Source organism: Streptomyces sp. NPDC054840 (assembly GCF_053611065.1).
The window spans coordinates 1-4,816 of the sequence record NZ_JBSGZP010000580.1; the positions used below are offsets into that span (position 1 = coordinate 1).

The 4,816-nt window shown below is 71.7% G+C and carries 5 protein-coding genes and 1 tRNA gene; 5 read left to right on the plus strand and 1 reads right to left on the minus strand.

Annotation, left to right across the window (positions count from 1 at the left end):
• The 3 genes from ACWGIU_RS29990 to ACWGIU_RS30000 all read left to right on the plus strand — a co-directional run.
• Positions 1-477, plus strand: a 477-nt coding sequence (locus tag ACWGIU_RS29990) for a GAF domain-containing protein (RefSeq protein ID WP_453711022.1), incomplete at its 5' end; no start/stop codon positions are given.
• Positions 478-548: 71 nt separating this feature from the next.
• Positions 549-911, plus strand: a complete 363-nt coding sequence (locus ACWGIU_RS29995) for an MmcQ/YjbR family DNA-binding protein (protein ID WP_453711024.1) — start codon at positions 549-551, stop codon at positions 909-911.
• A 107-nt stretch (positions 912-1,018) separates the two neighbouring features.
• Positions 1,019-1,092, plus strand: a tRNA-Pro gene (locus ACWGIU_RS30000).
• Between the two features lie 207 nt (positions 1,093-1,299).
• Here ACWGIU_RS30000 and ACWGIU_RS30005 read toward each other — a convergent pair.
• The gene (locus ACWGIU_RS30005) at positions 1,300-2,097 is read right to left on the minus strand and encodes an IclR family transcriptional regulator (protein ID WP_453711026.1); all 798 of its coding nucleotides are present in this window, start codon (positions 2,095-2,097) and stop codon (positions 1,300-1,302) included.
• A gap of 394 nt (positions 2,098-2,491) precedes the next feature.
• On the opposite strand from ACWGIU_RS30005, the gene ACWGIU_RS30010 reads away from it, so the two are divergent.
• Both ACWGIU_RS30010 and ACWGIU_RS30015 read left to right on the plus strand, forming a co-directional pair.
• Positions 2,492-3,907 carry a phenylacetate--CoA ligase family protein gene (locus ACWGIU_RS30010; RefSeq protein WP_453711028.1) on the plus strand — a complete coding sequence of 472 codons (1,416 nt, stop codon included), beginning with the start codon at positions 2,492-2,494 and terminating at the stop codon, positions 3,905-3,907.
• Positions 3,904-4,812, plus strand: a complete 909-nt coding sequence (locus ACWGIU_RS30015) for a hypothetical protein (protein WP_453711030.1) — start codon at positions 3,904-3,906, stop codon at positions 4,810-4,812. The genes ACWGIU_RS30010 and ACWGIU_RS30015 overlap by 4 nt, the downstream gene beginning before the upstream one ends.
• Positions 4,813-4,816: the final 4 nt, after the last annotated feature.

Below are 4,816 nucleotides of genomic sequence, written 5' to 3' on the forward strand. Positions count from 1 at the left end.
GTCCGGCTGCGCGAGCTGGGCCTGGGGGAGCGTACGGACGCCGAACTGGACGCCTTCGCGCGGCGCGTCGCGGACGCGCTCGGCGCACCGTACGCCGGGGTCAATTTCGTCGGCGAGGAACGGCAGTTCTTCGCCGGGCTGCACCATGCCGCCGAGGCCCCGGCGAGCGGCTACCCGGCGCGGGTGCTGGCCCGGGACCACGGCTACTGCCCCCATGTGGTCGTGCGGCGGCGGGCGCTGGTCCTGGAGGACGTACGGGACTTCGCGCGCTTCGCGGGCAACGCGGTGGTGGACGAGAGCGGGGTGCGGTCGTACGTGGGCGCCCCGCTGACGGACCGGCGCGGGATCGTCCTGGGCACGGTGTGCGCGGTGGACGTGGTGCCCCGGCGGTGGGGGACGGAGGGGCTCGCCACCGTCAAGGCCCTCGCGGCCGAGCTGGTGGCTCTGGTGCACGAGCGGGAGGACCGGCGGGGGTGAGCGGGATGGCCGGTGCGGGGGCTACGGTCGTCGGACACGGGTTTCACAGATGGCTGGAGAGGAATCTCGGGATGGCCACGACCGCGCAGGACGTCCGCATGATCGCGCTGTCACTTCCGGACAGCAGCGAGAAGCTCGCCTGGGGCATGCCGACCTTCCGGGTGGGCGGGAAGATCTTCGTCTCGCTGGCCGACGACGACACCTCGATCGGGGTGAAGTGTCCCAAGGAGGAGCGGGCCGAGCTGATCGCGTCCGAACCCGAGAAGTTCTTCCTGCGAGCGGGCCACGACGACAATTACGCCTGGATCCGGGTCCGGCTCGCGGCCGTGCGGAACGCGACCGAGCTGCGCTCCATCCTGACCGACTCCTGGCTCCAGGCGGCCCCCCAGCGCCTGATCGCCGCGCATCCGGAGCTGACCGACGGCTCGGGGTGAACACGGCCGCACGGACCCGGAGGCGGAAAGGTGCGCGCAACCACCCCGCGAAGTGCGGTATCGTTCTCCTGCGCGTTCAACTTGGGAAACCCCAGGTCAGCGCGCATCGGGACGTGGCGCAGCTTGGTAGCGCACTTGACTGGGGGTCAAGGGGTCGCAGGTTCAAATCCTGTCGTCCCGACTGTGCTTTATGCACGTCGGAGGTCGTTCTCTCATCCATGGGAGAGCGGCCTTTCGTGCGTTCGGCGGGCGTGGGGGAGGGGGATGAGGGCCTTCTGTCGTTCGGTGGAGATGTCGAAATCCACACCGAACCCGGAAGGCCCTCACTCGTTCAAGGCACCTCAGCCGATACCTGGATCACCGTCCACCACCTCCCGAGGCGATACGACTAGCGCGGACCCGCCAGGGCGGGCTGCGGGGCTCGGGGACCCGGGGGGCGGGCGGGCCGTTCGCCGTGGGACCGGGCCGCGGCGGTGGCCGGCCGGCGGGACAGGTTCGCGCTGATCATCGCCGCCGCCCGGGCCACCGACTCGCCCAGCGGTGCGATCTGCCGCCGGTCGAAGCTGGTCGCCGCCACGGCGGCGACCACCTGCCCGGAGGCGGAGAGAATCGGCGCCGCCACGCACGAGAGCGTGCTCACGCATTGCCCGTACTCGAAGGCGAGCCCCCGCTCCCGCGCCTGCGCGGCCTCACGGGCCCACGAGGCCGCCGGCCGTCCCTCGGGCGGCTCGCCCGCCGGGGCGGAGGCCGCCAGGATCAGCTCGGCCGCGCTCCCGCGCGGAAGTACGACGCCTGACCTCAGCGGAAACACGTCGTCCACCTCGCCGCGCAGACCCGCGACGACGATCGTCCGTCCCGCCTCCGCCACCGACAGGCTGAGGCTCAGCCGGCCGTTCGCCGAGGCGAGCTCACGCAGCGGCCGGGCCGATGCCGCGCGCAGCGCCCGCGCCGGGTGCCATGCCTGGCCCAGGCGGAAGGCCCTCGCCCCGAGACGGTAGCGGCCGGATCGGCTCTGCACCGCGCCCAGCGCGACCAGCTGGCCCAACAGCCGGTGGGCGGTGGCCTTCGGCAGCTCCGCAGCGGTCGCCAGGCGGGTCAGCCCGACCTCCTCGCCCTCCGCGAGCACCTCCATCAACGCGAACGCACCTTCCAGTACGCCCCGCCCCTCTGTGCCGGATCTGGCCATGGGCGGTCCCCCTTTCACGCCTGGCTCCATCGATCGGACGGAACCAGAACTCCCCGTTCGTACCGGATCGTCGGAGGTATCGGTGGTGCCTTCTCCCGTTCACCGGTCCGTTGAATGGACCAGATCATTGCCCGTGCGATGCGATCGCGCCATTGTGTTCTCGTCCAAGTGACGGAACGTTACGGCGACTTGCGAGGAGCCCGAGGGGCCGTCCGCCCGGAACGAACAAGGAGGATCCGATGAGCGCGATCAAGTCGAGCGCCAAGCAGTTCAAGTACGTCATGGGCGCCATGACGGCGGTCTTCTTCGCCACCTGTTCCGCCAGCTGACGAAGAAGTGAGGGGTGGGAGCGGCGCGTGGCGCCCACCCCTCCGCCACGCCCCAGGAGGTATGAGTGCTGGAGACCGGTGTCCGCCAGGTACGGGTGGCCATGGCGATGGTGTTCGGCCGGCGGCTGAACGTCCGGGCCGTCGAGCGACTGGTCGCCGACGCCCTCCTCACGCTGGAGGAGTTCGGGTCGCTGGGCGACGATGTCGGTGAACTGGCCGACGGACCGTTCGCCGATCCCGACGAGCGCAGGGACCTGCAGGACCGTGCGCTCCGGCGGACCGTACGCAGGCTCGCCAAGAGCTCCCCGTTCTACCGGGCGCGGCTCACCGGCATCGACCTCGACGGCGTGACCGCCGCAACGCTCACCGCGATCCCGGTGACCCGCAAGACGGATCTCGTCGCACGCCCGGCCGACTTCCTCTGCAGCACCCCCTACCTGGCGACCCAGACGACAGGCACCACCGGCCGCCCCGTGCAGATCTGGCTCTCCCGCTACGAGATGGAACTGTGGCCCGCGCTGATCGCCCTGTCCCTGGTGCTCCGCGGCGACCTGGGACCCGGCGACCGGATGCAGATCAACCTCAGCTCCCGGGCGACGGCCGCCGTGCAGGAGGACGTGGAGGTGTGCCGGCTCGCCGACGCCTCGTGCCACGTCGTGGGACAGATCCCGCCGGACGAGTCCGTCGAGCACCTGCTCACCCCGGTCGGCGGTACCCGGCCCACCATCCTCACCGGCAACCCCAGCTACCTCGGGCAGATGGTCACCGCAGCCCGGCAACGCGGCTACGGCGCCGAGGACTTCGCGCTGCGCGCGATCTACGCCGGCGGAGAGATGCTGTCGCGGAGCCTGTCGGACGCCCTCCGCGAGACCTTCGGCGCCAAGACCGTCGGCGACGCCTTCGGCATGACCGAACTGCTCCCGGTCGGTGGCCGCACCTGCAGCGCGCGGCACCTCCACATCGACCCCAACATGGGCTACACCGAAGTCCTCGACCTGGAGACCGGTGAGCCCGCCGCCCCCGGCCGGCTCGGCGAACTGACGGTCACCCCCTACTTCCCCTACCGGGAGTGCATGCCGGTCCTGCGCTACAACACCGGTGACGTGGTCCGCACCCTGGACGGCGAACCGGACTGCGAACTGGCGGCCGTGCCCGCCGTCTCCCACATCCTCGGCAAGGCAGGCACCCTGCACCGCACCGTCAAGGGCATCGTGACTCCGCGCGACGTCCTGGAGGCGCTGGACGGCACCCCCGGCCTGCCGTTCCCGTTGCGCCACCGGGCGGAGGTCGGGACCGACGGCCGCCTCCACGTGGAGGTCGCCTCCAAGGAGGTCACCGAGGCGGAGGTGACCGAGCGGCTGCGGGCCCGGGCCGTCGACGCCCGCGTCACGGTCCTGCCGGTCGACGGGGAGGAGGCCGCGCGCCTCTTCCCCCTCCGCTGCGACCTGCTGGAGCACACCTTCACCCGGAGCCACGCATGAGCGTCTTCTTCCAGCTCGCGGTCACCCTCGCCCTGGCGGTCGGTGTGTGCGCGGGCGCGATCGCCTACTTCCGCGCCGTACGCACGCCGAGGCCGCCCGTCGGCGTCTTCAACGGCAGCGACATCTTCATGATGATGGGCTTCGTCCTGGCGCTGCCCTACATCTACCTGACGCTGCCCGGAGCGGTCCTGCCGGTGGTGCTCGCCCTCGTCTTCGCCGCTGGACTGTCGGTCGGCTACCAGCCCCTGATCGGCAACGGCCGACTGCGGTGGGCCCTGATCGCCGTGCTCATCGCGAGCGTGCTCGCCTGCCACCTGGCCTTCGGTGAGACCGCGCCCCCGTACTGGGTGGCGAACAGCGCCGTCGTCCTGCTGATCGTCGTCTCCGCCACGAACCTCAACGTGCAGGGGGGCATGCGGCTGAAGAACGTCGCGTGGTTCCTGCTCGCGCTCACCGCGTACGACGCCTTCTTCGCCTGGGTCGTCCCGCTGACCCAGGAGCTGTCCGATGCCGTCCAGGGTTATCCGTACGGCCCCGCCGCGGGCCTGCGCATCGGCGAGGACCTGGGGGCGGTGGTCGGCATGGGCGACCTGCTGGCGTACGCGCTGTTCACCACCACCGCCTACAAGGCCTACGGGAAGCGGGGGCTGCGGACCGGGGTCGCGCTGGTCACCCTGTTCGGTGCGGTGGCCCCGGTCGCCACGCTGCACATCCTCGCCGTGGCCACCGACCACGCACCGACCCTCGTCCCGGCCCAGGTGTTCTTCGGCCCGGCGGCCTTCCTCGGCTACCGCTACCTGCGCCGGAGCGGCCCGGAGCGGCGGATGGCCGACGTGGTGTTCCACGGGACGCGCGGGGGCCGAGCGGGCGCCGCCGCCCCCGCGGCCGATGCCCCCGTGGGCTGATGCC